This is a genomic window from Pirellulales bacterium, from assembly GCA_035656635.1.
In the GTDB taxonomy this organism is placed as follows: Bacteria; Planctomycetota; Planctomycetia; order Pirellulales; family JADZDJ01; genus DATJYL01.
This window is the reverse complement of record DASRSD010000053.1, coordinates 1-18,233: the sequence shown is the minus strand read 5'-3', so window position 1 is coordinate 18,233 and position 18,233 is coordinate 1. Positions and strand designations below refer to the sequence as shown.

General features: G+C 54.6%; 12 protein-coding genes and 1 tRNA gene. 10 read left to right on the top strand and 3 right to left on the bottom strand.

Going from position 1 to position 18,233, the window contains the following annotated elements:
• Window positions 1–17 precede the first annotated feature (17 nt).
• The 7 genes from VFE46_04585 (at window position 18) to VFE46_04555 (ending at window position 12,218) form a co-directional block, all read left to right on the top strand.
• On the top strand, window positions 18–1,637 hold the full coding sequence (locus tag VFE46_04585; GenBank protein HZZ27263.1) for an acyl-CoA carboxylase subunit beta: 1,620 nt from the start codon (window positions 18–20) through the stop codon (window positions 1,635–1,637).
• Between the two features lie 55 nt (window positions 1,638–1,692).
• On the top strand, window positions 1,693–3,030 hold the full coding sequence (locus tag VFE46_04580) for an acyclic terpene utilization AtuA family protein (GenBank protein HZZ27262.1): 1,338 nt from the start codon (window positions 1,693–1,695) through the stop codon (window positions 3,028–3,030).
• A gap of 24 nt (window positions 3,031–3,054) precedes the next feature.
• Window positions 3,055–3,405, top strand: a complete 351-nt coding sequence (locus VFE46_04575) for a hypothetical protein (protein HZZ27261.1) — start codon at window positions 3,055–3,057, stop codon at window positions 3,403–3,405.
• Window positions 3,406–3,426: 21 nt separating this feature from the next.
• Complete coding sequence (locus VFE46_04570; protein HZZ27260.1) at window positions 3,427–4,218, top strand: enoyl-CoA hydratase/isomerase family protein; 792 nt, start codon at window positions 3,427–3,429, stop codon at window positions 4,216–4,218.
• A 597-nt stretch (window positions 4,219–4,815) separates the two neighbouring features.
• A complete protein-coding gene (locus VFE46_04565) occupies window positions 4,816–7,146 on the top strand; it encodes a serine/threonine-protein kinase (GenBank protein ID HZZ27259.1) in 2,331 nt (776 codons plus the stop codon).
• Window positions 7,147–7,238: 92 nt separating this feature from the next.
• Window positions 7,239–7,907, top strand: a complete 669-nt coding sequence (locus VFE46_04560; GenBank protein ID HZZ27258.1) for a hypothetical protein — start codon at window positions 7,239–7,241, stop codon at window positions 7,905–7,907.
• A gap of 1,242 nt (window positions 7,908–9,149) precedes the next feature.
• Window positions 9,150–12,218 carry a vitamin B12-dependent ribonucleotide reductase gene (locus VFE46_04555; protein ID HZZ27257.1) on the top strand — a complete coding sequence of 1,023 codons (3,069 nt, stop codon included), beginning with the start codon at window positions 9,150–9,152 and terminating at the stop codon, window positions 12,216–12,218.
• A gap of 249 nt (window positions 12,219–12,467) precedes the next feature.
• On the opposite strand, the gene VFE46_04550 is transcribed toward VFE46_04555, so the two are convergent.
• Window positions 12,468–14,540 carry a thioredoxin domain-containing protein gene (locus VFE46_04550; protein ID HZZ27256.1) on the bottom strand — a complete coding sequence of 691 codons (2,073 nt, stop codon included), beginning with the start codon at window positions 14,538–14,540 and terminating at the stop codon, window positions 12,468–12,470.
• Window positions 14,541–14,646: 106 nt separating this feature from the next.
• On the bottom strand, window positions 14,647–15,450 hold the full coding sequence (gene panB / locus VFE46_04545; protein ID HZZ27255.1) for a 3-methyl-2-oxobutanoate hydroxymethyltransferase: 804 nt from the start codon (window positions 15,448–15,450) through the stop codon (window positions 14,647–14,649).
• 260 nt (window positions 15,451–15,710) lie between these two features.
• Here panB and VFE46_04540 point away from each other — a divergent pair.
• The 3 genes from VFE46_04540 to VFE46_04530 all read left to right on the top strand — a co-directional run bounded on the left by VFE46_04540 (window position 15,711) and on the right by VFE46_04530 (window position 17,657).
• Window positions 15,711–15,793 (top strand) — tRNA-Leu (locus VFE46_04540).
• 148 nt (window positions 15,794–15,941) lie between these two features.
• Window positions 15,942–17,186, top strand: a complete 1,245-nt coding sequence (locus VFE46_04535) for a site-specific integrase (protein HZZ27254.1) — start codon at window positions 15,942–15,944, stop codon at window positions 17,184–17,186.
• A 129-nt stretch (window positions 17,187–17,315) separates the two neighbouring features.
• Window positions 17,316–17,657 (top strand): hypothetical protein, encoded by a 342-nt coding sequence (locus VFE46_04530; protein ID HZZ27253.1) that lies wholly within the window; start codon window positions 17,316–17,318, stop codon window positions 17,655–17,657.
• Window positions 17,658–17,735: 78 nt separating this feature from the next.
• On the opposite strand, the gene VFE46_04525 is transcribed toward VFE46_04530, so the two are convergent.
• The coding region (locus VFE46_04525; GenBank protein HZZ27252.1) for a helix-turn-helix domain-containing protein at window positions 17,736–18,233 on the bottom strand (498 nt) is incomplete at its 5' end.

Sequence of the window (18,233 nt, the reverse complement as noted above, 5' to 3'; positions counted from 1 at the left end):
CATAATCGATTATGTCTATGGCTGATCAATTATCTTTGCCTGAGCTTATTGCTCACTTGGCCGAACAGGAGGCCGATATTCGACTGGGGGGTGGGTTGGCGGCCATCGTACGGCAACACAAAAAGAACCGTCTCACGGCGCGCGAGCGAATCGAAAAACTCCTCGATTCGGACATTCCCTTTTTTGAACTTGGCTTGTGGGCTGCATGGGGAATGTACAGCCCATGGGGCGGTGCACCCGCCGCTAGCGTTGTTACCGGCATTGGCGCCATCAGCGGCCGGCGACACATGATTATCGCCAACGATGCCACCGTGAAAGCCGGCGCGTTCTTTCCCGCTACAGCCAAAAAAGTTCTTAGGGCACAACGAATCGCGGTGCAAAATCGGCTGCCGATCGTGTATTTGGTAGATTCGGCCGGCATTTTTCTGCCCCTGCAGGAAGATGTTTTTCCCGACGAAGATGATTTTGGCCGCATCTTTCGCAACAACGCTGTCATTTCGGCCATGGGCTTGCAACAGACGGCCGCGATTATGGGAAACTGTGTCGCCGGCGGCGGTTATCTGCCTGTACTGTGTGATAAACTGCTGATGACTGAAGATTCGGGCCTGTATTTGGCCGGGCCCGCACTGGTGCGCAGTGCGATTGGACAGGAAGTTTCGCACGAAGAATTAGGGGGCGCGGCAATGCACGCTCAGGTGAGCGGCACCATCGATTATCGTGATGTGACCGACGAAGCCTGCTTGGAACGCCTGCGCCGTTTGGCGGCAGCGGTACGGCCGGACGATCCAAAATCGATACCGCCGTTTCGGCGCGATGAAGAACAAGCTCCCGTACTTGGGAGGGCCGAGATTCTTCGAATTTTATCGGAGCGTGTCCACGGCGAATACGAAGTGCGCGATATTCTGGAATGTTTGCTCGATGCCAACAGCTTCGATGAATTCAAACCAGAGTATGGCCAAACCGTTGTTTGCGGCACAGCTCGATTGGGCGGTTTCACAGTGGGCGTCGTAGCGAATCAACATCATCGAGTACGTCCCGCCGATGGCCCGTACCAGTTCGGTGGTGTCCTGTACGTTGATAGCGCCGAAAAGGCCGCGCGGTTTGTGATGAATTGCAATCAAGATTGGCTGCCGATTTTGTTTCTGCAAGATGTCAACGGATTTATGGTTGGGCGTGACGCAGAACGCTCCGGGATCATTAAGGCCGGTGCCAAATTGGTAAGCGCCATCAGCAATAGTCGGGTGCCGAAAGTCACTCTTATTACCGGCGGTTCCTATGGAGCGGGCAACTATGCACTCTGTGGAAAGGCGTTCGATCCACGATTCATTTTCGCGTGGCCGACTGCCCAGGTAGCAGTCATGGGAGCCGAACAGGCGTCGGACACGTTGTTGCAGGTAGCGGTGAAAAGTCTGCGACGTGAAGGCAGCGATGTGGACGCCGCCGAATTAGAGCAACTTCGCGACACCGTGAAGTCCGATTACCTGCGCCAGACGGATGTCCGTTACGCCGCCGCACGCGGCTGGATCGATGCCATTTTGGATCCCGCGGTTACCCGTGAAGCATTAATCTTCGCCCTAGAATGTGCAACTCGGTACGTCGAGCCAGAGCCATTCCGTCTGGGCGTGTTTCAGGTGTAAGGGCGGCACAAACAAATAGCGAAAATTTAATTCACAGCCAGCGCCCAGAATTGACATGACAATCAAAATCGCTAACGGCGCTGGATTTCTCGGAGATAATTTGGATGCGCCGCGGCTGTTGGTGGAAGGTGCGTGTGTCGATTATCTCACGCTGGAATACTTGGCCGAATTGACAATGTCAATTTTGGCTCGACAGCGCGAGAAAAATTCCGCAATGGGCTACGCGACCGATTTTCTAGATGTACTGAAAAGTTTGTTGCCCGCACTAAAAACACAACGACAATTGAAAATTGTCACCAATGCTGGTGGTGTGAATCCGCTGGCATGTGCTGCGGCAGTTGGAGCCATTCTGACCACCGCCGAATTAGGCGAAACCGCCATCGGCGTTGTGATCGGTGACGATTTACTGCCGCGCCTGGAAAAACTTCAGGCCGCCGGCTGCAAATTCGAGAATCTCGACACTCACCAACCTCTTTCCGAATTACGTCAACCGATTGTAAGCGCCAATGCCTATTTAGGCGCGCACTCAATTGTCAACGCCTTGGCCGATGGGGCAAGGATTGTCATCACTGGCCGGGTGGCAGATGCATCGCTGACGGTTGGCCCGGCGATGCACGAATTGGACCACGAGTGGGAGAATTGGAATTTCTTAGCCGGCGTTAGTGTCGCGGGGCATTTAATCGAATGCGGCGCACAAGTTACTGGCGGCCTATACCGACACTGGCAAAATCTGGATTTGGCCAATGCCGGTTACCCCATCGCCGAAATCAACGCCGACGGATCGTGCATCATTACCAAGCCCAATAGCACCGGTGGGACAGTGAATAGGCACACGGTAATCGAGCAACTTGTTTATGAAATCGGCGATCCTACCCACTATTTAACGCCTGATGTCGATGTCGATTTTACGACGGTGGAAGTTGAAGAAATTGGAACCGATCGGGTATTGGTTCGTGGCGCCACGGGTAGGCCGGCTCCGGAAAATTACAAAGTTTCGCTAGCCTATTCAAATGGATTTATGGCCAGCGGCCAGTTGCTCATTTACGGTGAAGATTGCGTGAAGAAGGCCCAGGCCTGCGGCGAGTTGATTTTGCAGCGAGTGGAACGTGCCGGCTTCAAGTTGGAGCGGACATTGATTGAATGTTTGGGCGATAATCATATCGACGCCAAACAGGTTGTGTTACGCGTCTCAGCACACGATTCTCGTCAGAAAGCCGTGGAACGATTTACGAAAGAATTTGCTCCACTTATCACTAGCGGGCCCCCTGGCATCGCCGGTTATGCCACGGGCCGTCCACAGGTGCGGCCAGTATTCGCTTATTGGCCTACGCTGATGCCAAAAAAATTCGTTAAACCGTCGATTTCGGTCAAAACTGCGAAGCAGTGGATTTAATTTCCGTCAACGTGAAGATCTACCATGCCGTCGATTCCGCTTAGTAAAATTGCACATGCTCGCAGTGGGGACAAAGGAAATCATGCCAACATTGGTGTGATTGCTTACACGCCAACAGGTTTTCAGTTTTTGCAATCGGAATTAACTGCCGAACGTGTAGCCGATTTCTTTGCTAGCCTGAAACCAAGTCAAGTCAATCGATTTGAACTGCCCAAGCTCGGCGCACTCAATTTTTTACTACTTCATGCGTTAGCCGGCGGGGCCAGCCAATCGTTGCGAATTGACACGCAAGGCAAACTATTAAGTATGGCTATTCTTGATTTGCCGCTTCCCGCTCCATCAGAAACAGATTTGAAAAAAATGTTGCGGATCTAATATCCATAACTGCAGAATTCTATGAACAACGGCGCACCACTAGTAAAAATTCACATTCACGAACATACCGGCACATTGATTTTGAATCGGCCCGACAAACGCAACGCTTTAACGCGCGGACTGATCGCCGAATTGACGCAAGCCTTGGACGATTTGCGTCGGGAGCGACGAGTGCGAACCGTTGTCATTGCCGGCAGCGGTTCGGCCTTTTGTGCCGGAATGGATTTGAATGAAATGCAGCAGACTGCTGCCGCGAGCAACTCCCAAGAATTGTGGTATGACGATGCTACCGCTTATCGCGATTTGCTGGAAGCCATTTTGCAATTGCCCAAGCCGATAATTGCCGCAGTCGGCGGTCCAGCGGTAGCAGGGGGCGCCGGCCTGGCGTTGGCCTGTGATATTGTGTTGGCCGCCCCGGAAGCCAAATTCGGTTTGCCCGAACCCAAGCGCGGCATTGTGGCCGGGTTGGTCGCGCCACTGTTGGTTTTTCGCTTGGGCGCAGGCCGCGCCGCTTATTTGCTTTTAAGCGCCCAATTAATTCCGGCGGAAGAAGCCTTCCGAATGGGTATTTACCACGAACTTATTCCAGGGGAAAAGCTTTGGCCTCGGGCCCATCAATTAGCCGGCGAAATTGCTGACTGCGCGCCCGAAGCCATGCTGTTGACCAAGCGGATGCTCAATGAAACCATCGGCGAGAATTTGAACACACTGCTAACTGCGGGCGCAGCGGTCAGTGCTACGGCACGCACGACGGAAGCGGCTGCAGAAGGACTGGCGGCGTTCATCGAAAAGCGCGAACCAAAATTTCTGTAATTGCCGGTTGAGACAAGTTATGGTATCGCGACCACTTCAGCAGTAGAACTATTGGATGCCAGAAACAACGACTGTTGCATCCGCTGGCATGTGCCGGAACGATTATCTCGAGGCGGCGTTCGTCCAGTTCGACGGGGTTTTTTACGACCACGGCTGTCTATCCGCAATAGAGGAGTGCGTGACAAGGATGCGGACTGGAGGGTTCGGGGGAAGTCGAACGCAGCTAATTCTTCGGCAGTCATCGAAATGCCATAGCGAGCCAAAACCTGTGGCAATAATTGACCGATCGGTTGGGTGGAAACTCTTGCCGCAGGTTTGCTGGTGGAACGAAGGGGGGCAATCATGGCTTACTCTCTCTGGCAAATCACAATTTACTGATTATCTGTACACTGTTGATTATATGCCGGATATGAACGTGTGTCCAGTATTGCTAAACGCTCCGTGAATCTTCTCAAGCCGTGACTCGTCCTATTGATTACCCAGGTGCTAGCACAACCTGCCCTGCCACAGTTCGCGAAGTGTGCTAAAACAGAACGGCGGTTGCGCTGCCGTGTGCGCGGCATTCAACAATCCTTAGTAGTTCTCGAAGCTCTCGGCATGATTGAAAGCACAGCCCGTCCCAGCACGACTCCCGCTGAACTGGCCACCGTGGCTTTGAATGCCCTAGTGGAACGGGCCGACGCCCTGTTGGCCGCCTGGCAAGGAACCGACTTGCCTCCCGATTTGTCGCAATTCCTTCCCGCCGAACCTCCCGCCTTGCGGAGTTTGACACTGATCGAATTGATCAAAATCGATCTCGAGTATCGTTGGCAACATCATGAGCTTCCCAAGCAAGTGGAGGAATATGTCGCGGAGTTTCCCGAATTGATTCGCGATGGGGATATTCCCTCCGAATTGATTTGCGAGGAATACCACGTTCGGTGGCAAACCGACAATCCTCCCAAATTGGAAGATTATTTCGCACGCTTCCCGCAACAAGCTGAACGCTTGCGCCGAATGATCGGATTGGATCCCAATCGCACATCTAGCACCGCCTTGGCGCGCGGAGCGCGCGAATTGGAACTTGATGCCGGCCAGCAAATTGATGATTTTGATTTGCTGGTGCGGTTGGGCAAAGGCTCGTTCGGATCGGTATTTTTGGCGCGGCAACGATCCATGCAGCGGCTGGTGGCGCTAAAAATTTCTCGCAACAAAGGGGCCGAGCCGCAAACGTTGGCACAGCTCGATCACCCACACATTGTCCGCGTGTATGATCAGCGCGTGTTGCCCGACAATCGCTTGCAGTTGATGTACATGCAGCACATTCCCGGTGGCACCCTGCAAGATGTACTGGAGCAGGCTCGGCAACAAGCGCCGGCGCTGCGGAACGGCAAAACCGTGGTGCAATCGATAGATCTGGCTTTGGAGCGTCATGGCGAGGCGCCGCCGGCCGAATCGAGCGCACGCCGACGCTTGGCAGCGTATTCCTGGCCCGAAGCCGTTTGTTGGTTAGGTGCACGTTTGGCAGCGGCATTAGATTATGCTCATCAACGGGGTGTACTGCATCGCGATGTCAAGCCGGCGAATGTGTTACTGGCCGCCAACGGTTCTCCTAAGCTGGTCGATTTCAATGTCAGCTTCAGCTCCAAACTGGAAGGGGCCACTCCGGCGGCATTTTTCGGCGGCTCGTTGGCCTACATGTCGCCCGAGCAAATCGAAGCCTACAATCCTGATCACGACCGCCAACCTGACGAGTTAGATGGTCGCAGCGATGTTTATTCATTGGGAATCGTGTTGTGGGAAATGCTTACCGGAAGTCGACCGTTTGTCGAAGACAACTTGGACGATTGCATTGGCAACACGCACAAGCTCCTCACCCGGTTGGCCCAGCGCCGCCGGGCCGGGTTATCGTCGCACGCATTGGCCAACTTGCCTCCGGACTTACCCAATGGCTTGCAGCCGCTGTTGGTGTCGTGCTTATCGCCAAACCGTGAAGACCGGCCGGCCACCGCAGGCCTGCTGCAGCGGCAATTGGAATTGTGCCTGAAGCCGAAAGTGCAACGGCTGCTGCGCCCCACCCCCGGTTCCTTGCGCCAACGCTTGCGGCGCTGGCCATTTTGGTTTTTTGTGTGCGTCGGGCTCATGCCCAGTGTCTTTTTCAGCGTGATGAACTTGCAATTCAATTCCAAAGAGTTCATTCCGCCTGCAGATTCCCCGGTGAACACCGCCATCCACGATTTCTTTTGGCACGTCGAGGTGCCGGTGGTGAACGCGGTTGCATTTCCCATTGCAATTCTCCTGGTTTTCTTTTTTGCGTGGCCCGTGCTCACCGCCGTGGGTCGGGTGGGCTCCGGAAGCTCGATGCCGTCCGATGAACTAAGTCGCCTGCGCCGCCGATCGCTCTGGATCGGCGATGGCGCCGCTTGGGTCGGAATGGCGCTGTGGGTAACTTCGGGAATTGTGTTTCCGCTGTGGCAACATTTATATTTCGGTGAAATTCCGGGCGTCGGCCTGGTCCAATATCGAAATTTCTTGGCTTCGCAAATCGTCTGCGGTTGGATCTCTTCCACGCTCACGTTTTTCTTGCTCACGTTCATGTTTGTGCGTGCCTTTTATCCGGTGCTGGTGCGCCCGGAACAATCCCATCCCGATGAAGTAAACAATCTGAACAGCAATGGCCGTCGCTGCGGTTGGGCGTTGTATTTAACTTTGATGGCGCCGTTTTTTGCCGTCGGGCTACTGGCGGTCTCGGGCTTGAAGGAAGAGTCCCAAAAAATTTGGATGGGCTGCCTGGCGCTGATTGGCCTGTTGGACACCATCCTGTCGTTCAAGCTGCTGCAATCCATCCGCACCGATTTGGACGACCTGTCCGTCGCCGTCGATCCCAGTCTGGATGCCACCTCGGTTAGCACCGATACCGTCGATACCTTGTGGTCCGGCACCCGGTAAGCAACAAAATCGTTGCCTTCTCGCGAGCCAAAGCGGTACAATACGGGCGGCCTTCTGTGGGCTAAAGGCCGGGTGCTAAGGATAACGCTGCGATGAAATCGATTCTTCCTGCGTGCGTGCTGCGTCGAACGCTGGGTCTCGTGGCCGGCTTGGCGATTCTGCATTTGTGGACCGGCGAAGCGGCGGCCCAAACGGTGCAATTGCCGTCGTTCCATTATTTCGCCGTGGACACCACAGTGCTGGTGCCCGATGGGGGCGATGCCTTTTTGGGGGGCGCAAGCAGTTCCAGTTTTGGCCGCAGCGAGCGTGGCATTCCAGGTTTTTCCGGCCCGCCGTTTGTTAACACCGCCATTGGCACAACGACCGGGGCCAGCAATGTCAGTGTGAGTGCCCAAATTCACGATTTCGGGGCCATGGAAGATGCGCTCATTGGCCCGCCCTCGTTTCAAACCGATGTTTCCGCCTGGCATCTGTCGGCTTCGCAACAAGCGGCGATCGCCGTCCCCAATCCAGCACTCCAAAGCGTGGCTGCCTTGAAGGCGGAACAAGCAGCCGAAAATGTCGCGGCCGATGAACAGGCGGCCGCGGCCCTGGCGCGGGGCCGCCAATGGGTGGCCCAGCATAAATTGGGCGTGGCGAAAATCTATTTCCAAAACGCTGCCAAACAAGCCAGCCCCGCCGGCGAAGTTCGCCAGCAAGCCCTGGCCGCACTGACGGCAATCGAGCAATCCCAGGCCGCAGGCAAAGTCGCCGGACAGTAGCGGACTGTGTTTTGTGCGGAATTTTTTTTCACGGACAAAACAGAACGATTTGTCCGCTCCCCTTTGCCGCCGCAGCGCATTTTCTCGAGCGCTGTTTAATTCCTGACCGGCGAAATGGAGCGAATATTGGTTCATCGTGGCTGGAATTTGGTGAGTGGTGGTCAGGTGGCTTGTGGTCTGGTGATTAGTGGCTAGGGATTAGTGAGCCGCGACCGTGAGGGAGCGGTTGATATGGTTCGGATGGCCTGGAGGTCTGGTATCGAGTAGTTCGTCGTTAGTGGTTAGGAGCTGGGGCTAGTGGCTGGTGTTTAGTGGCTAGTGGTCAGTGGCTAAAGTGACCAGGCACTACTCACTAGCCCCTAGTACGCAGCATACATGTACATCCGATCAGTATAGCATCGCCCCAGAAAAAATCGAGCGAACTTTTGGGCCAGTGGAGAAGCCTGCCTCGCGCCTTCAAAAGAGCGCAATAAAAAAGCCGCCCTGCGGTTAGGCATTGCGGCTGGTCATATAGAGCGCGGGGCCCGGGCCCGGCGGAAAGATGTGAGTGTAACTGATCCCGGGCTGCGAGCAATTCGCAACGACAGCACCGGCTTAGCCTTTGACGACGTGCATGTGTTTTTTTGCTCCACTTTATGGACAAAGAGACCTTCACTGCGTGCGGCCCCTCTTATCGTTGCCTTTAGCCCCATTTTCAGAAGACACCTAGTTTTACGGTGAGCGGCCAAAAAATCCAGAAAAACTTTTTGTCTGTTAGGTGCGCGCAAGAAAAGAATGAGCAAATTCAAAAAAATGCACTATCGCTCGGGAGAAAGTGGCAATGCAGTTCTAACCATGGAGCCGAATTTCGCGCGAACGAGGGCCATCTAAAATCAGCGCAACTGGTTTATCAATAAAGGTTTAATGCAATTCAAAGATGGGAGTTGACGACTCGAGGAATCGGAGTAAGATGTCGCCTTCGCACTGTATGTTGTGGCCGCAAGGGCATTCACCACAATATATGGGTGTTATCGACTCTGCCAGCACTACCACCCAATAGGGTTATTTTTCTCGGGTTTTCTCGCGAAACGCCCCTAAAATTAAGCAGCGAGCATGTCGAACATAAGTTATAGTGGCATAGTGTATGGAAGTACACTTTGCTAGGTACGGATGCCCCGGTTGTTCGCATACAGAAGGAGCTGAATCATGGCGCAAGCCGATCTCGCTTTATCGACCAAGCCCATCCCCAAGCGTAGCCAGAAAATGGGAAATTCAAAACGAAATGCCGGGCGGTTACGTGCCGGCGGCCTAGCCATCGATTCGCTCTTTTGCCCTGCTTCAGCAGTCGATCCGTTCGAAACAGTCGAGTGGGATTTGCGCACCGCCGCCATCAAAGGCGAGGGCGGCGAAGTGCTGTTCGAGCAAAAAAACTGCGAAGTGCCGAAGTTTTGGAGCCAGCTTTCCACGAATGTGGTTGTGAGCAAGTACTTCTATGGCGAAAACGGCACCCCGGAACGTGAAAGCAGCGTGCGGCAATTAATTCATCGTGTGAGCCGCACGATTGCTGATTGGGGACTGGCCGACGGTTACTTCGCCAGTGCTGCCGACGGCGAACAATTTTACCGCGAGCTTACCTGGCTGTGTTTACATCAGCATGGAGCATTTAACTCGCCTGTGTGGTTCAACGTGGGCTTGTTTCATCAGTACGGCGTCAAGGGTGCGCAATGCAACTGGCACTGGGATGCCGAAAGCAGTGATGTGAAGCAGCCAGAAAATCCTTACGAATATCCGCAAGGCTCGGCCTGCTTCATTCAAAGCGTGAACGATAACATGGAAGACATTATGGAGCTGGCTCGTAGCGAAGCGATGTTGTTCAAGTTTGGCTCCGGTACCGGCACTGATCTTTCCACGCTTCGTTCTCACCGTGAAAAGCTCTCTGGTGGTGGCCGCCCCAGCGGCCCTCTTTCGTTCATGCGCGTGTACGATCAAATTGCCGCGGTGGTAAAGAGCGGCGGCAAAACGCGCCGTGCGGCAAAAATGCAATCGCTGAAAGTGGAGCATCCTGACGTAATGGAGTTCATTGAATGCAAGGCCAAGGAAGAAAACAAGGCTCGCGTATTGATCGAAAAGGGCGGGTACGAATCGAACTTCAACGGCGAGGCGTACAGTTCCATCCTGTTCCAAAACGCCAATTTGTCAGTCCGCGTGAGTGATGCATTCATGCAGGCTGTAGAAAAAGATCAACCCTGGACCACACGCTGGGTGACGGATGCCAAGCGCGAAGGTCCAACGCTGCAAGCCCGCGAGATAATGCAACGTATGGCTGAGTGCGCCTGGCAATGCGGCGACCCCGGCGTGCAATACGACACGACGATTAACCGTTGGAACACCTGCCCGGAAAGCGGCCGCATTAACGCCAGCAATCCGTGCAGCGAGTACATGTTTCTGGACGATACTGCCTGCAATCTGGCAAGCATCAATTTAATGAAGTTTCGCCGGGAAGATGGCACGTTCGACGTGGAACGGTTTCAGGTTGCTTGCCGCATCTTCTTCATCGCGCAGGAAATTTTGGTCGATCACGCTAGTTACCCGACGAAAAAAATCGCGGCCAACAGCCATTGCTTCCGTCCGCTGGGCTTGGGTTACTCCAATCTCGGCAGCCTGCTGATGGCTGGCGGTGTGCCGTATGATAGCGATGCGGCTCGTGGTCTGTGCGGCGCCATCACGGCGCTGTTGCATGGGACCGCCAATCTCACGAGTGTGGAATTGGCCGCAGCCGTGGGACCCTTTGAAGCATTTGAGCAAAACCGCGAGCCAATGCTTGAGGTGATGCAAATGCATCGCGATGCCGTGGAGCAAATTAATTCCGCGTGCCCCGGCTATTTGAAAGACGCCGCGCAAGGTCTGTGGGATCAGGTGCTCGATGAAGGGCATCGCTTCGGTTTCCGCAATGCTCAAGCGACGGTATTGGCCCCTACAGGAACAATCAGCTTCCTAATGGATTGCGACACGACTGGCATCGAGCCCGATATTGCGCTCGTGAAGTACAAACAACTTGCCGGCGGCGGCATGTTAAAAATCGTCAACAACACGGTTCCCTCGGCGTTGAAAACGTTGGGCTACGATCAACCAAAAATCGAATCGATTTTGGCGTACATCGAGAAAAACGACATGATCGAAGGCGCCAACGACCTGCAGCCTGAGCATCTGGCCGTATTCGATTGTGCCTTTAAGCCGATGCGAGGTCAGCGCTCCATCGCCTGGCATGCTCATGTGACTACGATGGCTGCCGCGCAGCCGTTCCTCTCCGGCGCAATTAGCAAAACGGTGAACATGCCGCGGGAGACTACCCCGGCCGATATTGCCAACGCCTACATGGAAGGTTGGCGCCTAGGTTTAAAAGCGCTGGCGATTTACCGCGATGGTTCCAAAGAAAGTCAGCCGCTAAACACCGGCACCGAAAGCGACAAAGCGGCGGCAAAGGTCGTTGCAGCCCCGCGCCGCGAACGGTTGCCCGATACGCGAGATTCCGTCACACATAAATTCAGCATCGTCGGGCACGAAGGTTATTTAACCGTTGGGTTATACGATCGTGTCGACAAAAACAATCTGAATGAAATTCGACGACCCGGCGAATTGTTTATCAACATGGCCAAGGAAGGCAGCACCATCGGTGGTTTGATGGACGCTTTCGGCACCGCCGTTTCGATGAGTCTCCAATACGGTGTGCCGTTGGAGGTCCTGGTCAACAAGTTCTCGCACATGCGGTTTGAACCAATGGGGCAAACGAAGAACCCAGAAGTTCGCATTGCCAAAAGCGTTGTTGATTACATTTTCCGCTGGATGGGAAATGAGTTTTTGCGAGGCTACAAAGAAGCAGCCAGTAAAGGCTTGCACAATGACGAGCCGGCGCCGCTTACCAACGCCGTTGATCTGCCGGGACCGGCGGTGAAGAATCAAGGGTCCGCGGTCAAAGGCCAGGAGTCAGCGCAAAAGCCTGCCAGTGGCGCCCGTGCTCCGGAGGCCGCAAGCGCCGGCAATCAAACGTCGACGACCAAGCCAATTGTCACCAAACAGGTGACAAACGGCGCACACAACGGAAGCAACGGTCACGGCAAAGCAGCGAGTATCGTGGCTGACAATGCTGCCTTGTTGCACCGGTCTGGAGCCGTCATGCACATCGACCAAAATGCTGGGGCGATGGCCCGCGAAGAGCAGTTCGCCAGTTTCCAACTGGATGCGCCCAGTTGCGACAACTGCGGTAATATTACTGTCCGCAACGGCAACTGCTATTTGTGCCACAACTGCGGCAATTCAATGGGCTGTTCATAAAAAGCAGAAAATAGAAGGCAAAAGGCTGAATTTCCGAAAGGCCTATTTTGTTTTGCCACCCGCTTTATGTGTTGAAAATACGGGTTGCTCGAAATGGATTTGGGGGCTGGACGCCCACGAGCAACCTTTTATTTGAATCGTTCGTGTTCGTGGCTTGATAAATTGATTTTCATTGTCGCGGGCGCCGTCCACAAAGCATCATCGTGGCCGACGACGCCCGCTTTTCGTGTGCAGCTTTAACCGAGAGTGCTATTCGCCAGCGAGCGTCGCAATTTTCTCAACTGCTGCAGCATGGCCGCTGACCGGCGCTTGGCAGGCGAAGTTTTCGCAAATGAACAGCGTGGGTTCGGATGAAAGCGGCGCTTTGCCGGCGAACAGCGGGTCGAGCGCAATTGAATGCGGTTGGGAAGATTCAGCGGTTGGCGACCGCAGGGCGACGATCTTGTTGGGAATGAATCGGCGGTGTAATTCGAGCAGGATGGCGGAAGTGTCAGAATTGGCTTTGTTGCCCACAAGCACAATTTCCGGTGTCGGCCCCAGGAGCATATCTATCGCCAGCAGCATTTGCCCCGCAACGGTTGGCGCCCGCTCTAACAAACCGATAGCCATTCTCAAAGTTCTTTCGGCGGCCTCCAGATAATTTGCCCTGCCGGTGAGTTTGCCCAGTCGCACAAGCACTGTGGCCATCAGCGCATTGCCGCTGGGAACGGAACTATCTTGAATATCCTTGTGTCGGGCGATAAGTTGCTCGTGATCGTCGGCAGTATAAAAAAAACCGCCTGCTTCACCGTCGGCAAAGTGTGTCAGCACGATCTCAGCTAACCGAACTGCTTCGTCAATGTATCGTTCGTTGAACGTGGCTTCATACAAACTTACCAGCGCATTGGCCAGCGCCGCGTAATCGTCGAGATAAGCATCATACTTTGCTTTTCCGGCCCGCCAGGTGTGTAGCAAGCGTCCGTCAGATCGGCGCATGTCGTGCAGAATGAAATTTGCTGCGTTGACAGCCGCCGCAATGTAGCGCGGTTCACTCAGGGCCACCGCTGCACGCGATAATGCATCGATCATCAGCCCATTCCAGGCGACGAGCACTTTATCGTCTCGTCCTGGCCGCACTCGGCGGCCGCGCACTTCCAATAGTTTCTGCCGGCTCGCGGCCAGTACAGCTCGGAGTTCAGCTGGATCACGCTGCTTGATTTTGGCGCACACTTCAAGCGGCTTTGGCAAATTTAAGATGCTTTGCTCTTCGAAGTTGCCCGCTTCGCTTACATCGTAAACATAGCAAAAAACTTCCGCGGTTTTCGTTCCTAGCACGGTCGCAATTTCCTGCGGTGTCCAAACGTAGAATTTTCCTTCCGCGCCTTCACTGTCGGCGTCTTCGGTGCTATAAAAGCCGCCCGCCGGATCTGTCAAATCTCGCAGTAAGTAATCGCACGTTTCCCTCGCCACCCTGGCGTATTCGGCGTTATGGGTAGCAAGAAATCCTTCCGTATAGGCGGTTGTCAACAGCGCATTGTCATACAGCATTTTTTCGAAGTGCGGCACCAACCAATGTTCGTCGACTGAGTAGCGATGAAACCCGCCGCCCAGGTGATCGTAAATTCCTCCTGCGGCCATCTTATCAAGCGTGGTGGTTACCATGCCCAACAAGCCGGGCCGGCGATGGCGCTTCCACAACCGCAACAGCACTTGCAAATCCATCGGGTGCGGAAATTTCGGCGCGCCGCCAAAACCACCATGGTGGAAGTCGAAACTGCGTTCCAAGGCCGCGCCAGCGACGTCGATTAGTTTTTGCGACAGCTCTCCTGCAGCTGTCGGCAGCGCCGCCAATTGTGAAATGTGCCCGGTCAATTCCGCCGCTTGTTCAATGGCTTGTTGCCGCCGCTCCTGCCAAGCATTGGCCACGGCCAGCAGCACTTGATCGAATCCCGGCATGCCCATTCTCGCGGTCGGCGGCCAATAAGTTCCGCCATAAAACGGCTGCAAATCGGGCGTGAGAAACACAGACATGGGCCAGCCGCCGCGGCCCGTGAGCAATTGCACGGCATTCATGTAAATATGATCCAAGTCGGGGCGTTCCTCGCGATCGACCTTGATGCACACGAAGTTTTCGTTCATGAGCCGTGCAATGTCTGGATTTTCAAAACTTTCGTGCTCCATGACGTGGCACCAGTGGCAGGCGGAATAGCCGATCGACAAAAAAATCGGCTTTTGCTCGGCCTTTGCGCGCTGCAGCGATTCTGGCCCCCAGGGATACCAATCGACCGGGTTGTTCTGGTGCTGCAACAGATAGGGTGACGATTCGTCGGCAAGCCGGTTCATGCTTCAATAAAGCTACGACCCTTGGTCGCGCTAGTGGAGAATGCGGGGAATTCGATCATAGGATTTCGCGCTTTCGCGCGACCAGCGAGTGCACCGCATGCGGAATTCAATGAAAGGCTTGGTCGGGTCCCGGAAATTTGCCACTGCGAACGTCTTCTCGGAAATGGCCCACCGCGTTGGCGATGGTGGTTTTCAAATCCGCATAGGCTTTCACAAATTTTGGTACATAGCCGCTGGTAATGCCCAGGAGGTCATTTACAACTAGTACCTGCCCGTCGCAATCGACGCCGGCGCCGATGCCGATGGTCGGAATCGTGAGCGTCTTAGTGATCTTCGCCGCAATCTCGGCCGGAATGCACTCCAGCACAATCGCAAAAGCGCCCGATTCCTGAGCCGCCCGGGCATCGTTCAGCAAACGAGCTTCGTCACGCTGCACTTTGTAACCGCCTAGCACGTGCACGCTTTGCGGTCGCAAGCCCACATGGGCCATCACTGGAATGCCGGCCGAGACCAGGCCGCGGATCACATCGGCCTGATCGGCCCCCCCTTCCAACTTCACCGCCTGGCAACGCGTTTCTTTGAGAATACGGCCGGCGTTTTCGATCGCTTTGGGCACGCCTAAATGATAACTGGGAAACGGCATGTCGACGATCAACAGCGCATGCTGCACAGCACGGCCGACCATCTCGGCATGATAAATCATTTCGTCCAGTGTGACAGGCAAAGTGTTGGGGTGTCCTTGCACAACCATCGACATACTATCGCCAACCAAAATGCCTTCGATGCCGGTGGCGTCCAGCAGGGCCGCCATGGTGTAGTCGTAGGCTGTAAGAACTGTGATTTTGTGACCGGCCGATTTGAGGGCCGCAAACCGCGGCACCGTCATTCGCTGGGTATCGGGTTTATCCATCGTGATATTTCCGCAAGCGCAGAGCCGTCAAGCGATTAAAACTGCTAAGGAAAATTCCGCACAGGGAACAACCAAAATGCAATTGTTACTCGTGCACTGCGGGCTGGCAAATGGAAGAGGGTCAGTCCGCGAAAATCAGGCAGAGTGGACCCAATCAAAACCGAGCGGCAACGGACACGTCGGCCGTTCACTTTCCATCGTTTACATGGTAGACTTTTCCCCTTGTGAAGTGAATGCTGTCGAAAGCATGACCATCGGATGCCGGAGTGGCGGAATGGCAGACGCGCTGGACTCAAAATCCAGTGGCCGCAAGGCCGTGTCGGTTCAAGTCCGACCTTCGGTACTTTTAACCCAGTAAGGACTTATGGCTTTCACAATCTGAATGCAAGATTGCGAAAGAGTCCTTACTGGGAAGAAATTGGGAAGAATGTGGCGCTTGTAGGGCGTTTGTATCGCTTGCGCTTGCCGCAATCCGAAAGGATGCTGCAAGGATGGCGACTCTCGAAAAACGCTCCGGCAAGTATCGTGTCATCTTCTACTTCGGCAGGGAGCGCTTCGCCCGTTCCCTGAAGACGAACAACCAGCGTGAGGCGCTCGCCTCGCTGGCGCGACTGGACGACAATTTGCGTCGAGTTGAGTTGGGACTTCTAACGCCTCCCGACGATGTCGATTTGGTGAGCTTTCTGTTGTCGGATGGCCGAGTGCAAGGCAAGCCATCAATGGCGCCGATTCGCACACTCGGTGCGCTTTTCAAGAACTACTTTGCTTCGATTCCCGTCGCAGCACTAGAGCAAACTACCCGTGACGGGATGGAGATTCATGTCAACCATCTGAAGCGCATTCTGGGAAGTCACTGTTCGATTCCAGAACTCGAAGGCGCAGATTTGCAGCGGTACATCGAGCAGCGTTCGCGGGGAAAGGGCATTCACGGTCGGAAACTCAGTGCTGCCACTATCAAAAAAGAACTGGTGACTTTGCGAACGGTTTGGAACTGGTCGTTCCACATGGGCGTCGTGAAACGCCCGTATCCTAATCGGGGATTGCTGTTTCCCAAAATGACAGAGAAGCCACCCTTTCAGACCTTTGCCGAAGTCTCCCGACGCGTGGATAAGGGCGGGCTCACTCCAGCGGAAGAAGCAGATCTGTGGGATTGCGTATTCCTGACACTCCCCGACATCACCGAACTCTTGGAATATGTTCGAGTCAAGGCGGTGCAGCCGTTTATCTATCCCATGTTCGTCTTCGCTGCTCACACCGGCGCCCGGCGCAGTGAAATGATTCGCTCCTTACTTACTGACCTCGATTTTCAATCGCAATCGGCAATTATCCACGAAAGAAAACGCAAAAAAGGCAAGCTCAGCACACGGCGCGTACCACTCTCGCCGCTGTTGATCGACGTTCTGAAAGGTTGGCTGTCTCATCATCCCGGTGGTCTGTATACCTTTTCACAGCAACTCGAAGTGGAGCGCAGCAAGAAAACCCGGACTGAGTTCGGTTTGCTAACCCGCGATGAATCGCACGATCACTTCAAGCGGACACTGGCCAACTCGAAATGGTCGCGACTGCGGGGATGGCACGTTCTGCGTCACTCATTCTGTTCCAACTGCGCGGCTCGCGGCGTCGACCAACGATTGATCAACGCCTGGGTCGGCCACCAGTCAGAAGAAATGGTGGACCGTTATCGTCATTTAATTCCCAATCAGCAGCAGGAAGCGATTCGATCGGTGTTCGCGTAAGGTTGCAGCGCTGCTGTACTCTTGCTGCGCATCTCAGCACGTCGCGCTTGAATGGGACTTGTATCGCTGGCCTATCGTCATCGACTGTTTAGCATTCAGACCGTGACGAACGTTTAGCAAAAATCGCTCGTGCCCACAGGTGTTCCGATGCAAAGCGACTTGCCTCCTTTCTACTTCGTGTGCGGCTGCTGCAACGCCAAGTGGTTTTATCCAGAGCCGGTTGTCAAATGTAGCCGTTGTGGTCGAACTTGCGAATCGCAGGAACGGATTGTCCCTCCTTGGCAGCAAAACGGCCGGACCACGCAAACCGAATTGGCGGCAGTAACCGCAATCCAAGAGAATGCATGTCAATTGTCCGATCATCACGAACAACTGGATGCACTTCGTGAGGAAGAATACCGCCGGGCCTATCGCGAGCAATTGCGCCGCATGGCTTGCCCTGGCTGTGGCGATGGAGAACCAATCTTCTGACTGGCTATAAAACGATAGCGGCCAAGAGCAGAACCGTAATCTGCCCGTGGCCGCTATGCTGCTGTTGGCGACTTCCACTTAACCAGCCTGCTTTTTCGCGACGCGCCTGGGGCCACCGATTCGGCTTTCCGGCTTGAGTGTCATCAAGCCTTCATTTTGAATCCGCACCAGTTCGTCGTGCGAAATCCGCCACTCCTCGTCCAGTCCGCGACCGAAGTCAGCTTTCTCAGCACGAATGCGGCCCATGCGACACCATTCCCGCACCGTATAGGGACGTTTGCCCAACACTTTCGCGGCCTCTTTGGTGCTGTAGTATTCTTTGACCAATTGCTGCGACAGCACTTGCTTGGCGAGCGTATCGAGCATCGCATGAATTCGCTGGAGCTGCTCTGCCAGCGGTACAAGTGATTCGATGAGCATCGCCTGAATTGACTCTTTACTGCTAGAACGCTTGCTCCCTCGCAACGTTGAGCGGCTTACTTCGGGAGCACGGGCGCCTTCCTCTTCCTCTAGGAACGTCGTTTGCCGAAGGTCCATCTTCGGTTCCCTGTTGTCGGCGGGCATCAGCATACGCAC

What these genes read in the sequence shown, in the direction of transcription:
- VFE46_04550 (HZZ27256.1), bottom strand. Translation starts at nt 14,540, where the DNA reads ATGAACCGGCTTGCCGACGAATCGTCACCCTATCTGTTGCAGCACCAG.
- VFE46_04580 (HZZ27262.1), top strand. Translation starts at nt 1,693, where the DNA reads ATGACAATCAAAATCGCTAACGGCGCTGGATTTCTCGGAGATAATTTG.
- VFE46_04565 (HZZ27259.1), top strand. Translation starts at nt 4,816, where the DNA reads ATGATTGAAAGCACAGCCCGTCCCAGCACGACTCCCGCTGAACTGGCC.
- VFE46_04560 (HZZ27258.1), top strand. Translation starts at nt 7,239, where the DNA reads ATGAAATCGATTCTTCCTGCGTGCGTGCTGCGTCGAACGCTGGGTCTC.
- VFE46_04555 (HZZ27257.1), top strand. Translation starts at nt 9,150, where the DNA reads ATGGGAAATTCAAAACGAAATGCCGGGCGGTTACGTGCCGGCGGCCTA.
- VFE46_04575 (HZZ27261.1), top strand. Translation starts at nt 3,055, where the DNA reads ATGCCGTCGATTCCGCTTAGTAAAATTGCACATGCTCGCAGTGGGGAC.
- VFE46_04535 (HZZ27254.1), top strand. Translation starts at nt 15,942, where the DNA reads ATGGCGACTCTCGAAAAACGCTCCGGCAAGTATCGTGTCATCTTCTAC.
- panB (HZZ27255.1), bottom strand. Translation starts at nt 15,450, where the DNA reads ATGGATAAACCCGATACCCAGCGAATGACGGTGCCGCGGTTTGCGGCC.
- VFE46_04570 (HZZ27260.1), top strand. Translation starts at nt 3,427, where the DNA reads ATGAACAACGGCGCACCACTAGTAAAAATTCACATTCACGAACATACC.
- VFE46_04585 (HZZ27263.1), top strand. Translation starts at nt 18, where the DNA reads ATGGCTGATCAATTATCTTTGCCTGAGCTTATTGCTCACTTGGCCGAA.